Below are 749 nucleotides of genomic sequence, written 5' to 3'. Positions count from 1 at the left end.
GCTGACAGGGGCTGGTAACGGGACGAAAACGAATGAACAAGATGCTGTGCAGCAATTGTGGATCATGCCGGAGCCATCAACACAGCTCATGGTCATTTCTGTAGAGTTGGAGCTCAACGATGAGGCCATCTCCATGCTCGGGGAGCCGCAGTGATCGTTCGCGCTTGCCATTTCTGTCATGTGTTCAGGCATCATAGCGCCACTCGACATCATTTTGATACTCATTAAAGGCGCGCTGTTAACCACGCTAGATACCAGCAGTATCAGCGTTGTACATAACGTTAGCCAAATTGTATGCAGTGATTTAAGGCGCATACGGAGTCCAGTCAAAATGAGTGTAAATAACGAGTAACCGCTTAATAATAAAGGTTACCCTAGGGGGAAAGTCAAGCATTCACCCCCAAGTAAACGTGAGATATTTGGTGCATCTTGGGAGAGGTTAGACATATTAATCGCCAATAAATATCTCTTTATTGAGTTTTTTGTCACACGAACTTTCCATGGTAGGGGTTATCCTTATAGAATGTAAGGTTTAACGTGCCTGCTTCGGGGGTTGTATGATAGAAATTGTCATCGATGGAAAATATAGAATTGTAGAAGAGGGGCTAACCCTTCTGGAAGCAGCCAAAGTGTGTGGGGTCGAAATCCCTTCACTGTGCGAAATGAACAAAAGTAACGAGAAAATTCCGTGTGATTTGTGTGTTGTCGAAGTGGAAAGTGGCGGAACTAAGCGCGCCTGTGACCTCAAA

General features: G+C 45.3%; 2 protein-coding genes. One reads left to right on the top strand and one right to left on the bottom strand.

Annotated elements, in window-relative coordinates:
• On the bottom strand, positions 1-315 hold a 315-nt coding region (locus R7O13_RS26485; protein ID WP_318305159.1), incomplete at its 3' end, for a hypothetical protein.
• Positions 316-557: 242 nt separating this feature from the next.
• On the opposite strand from R7O13_RS26485, the gene R7O13_RS26480 reads away from it, so the two are divergent.
• Positions 558-749: 2Fe-2S iron-sulfur cluster-binding protein (locus R7O13_RS26480; protein ID WP_318305158.1), on the top strand; the 192-nt coding region annotated here is incomplete at its 3' end.

The sequence above is a fragment of the Vibrio sp. Y176 genome, from assembly GCF_033438945.1.
The sequence above is the reverse complement of the archived record's forward strand: the minus strand, read 5'-3'. Positions and strand labels throughout refer to the sequence as shown.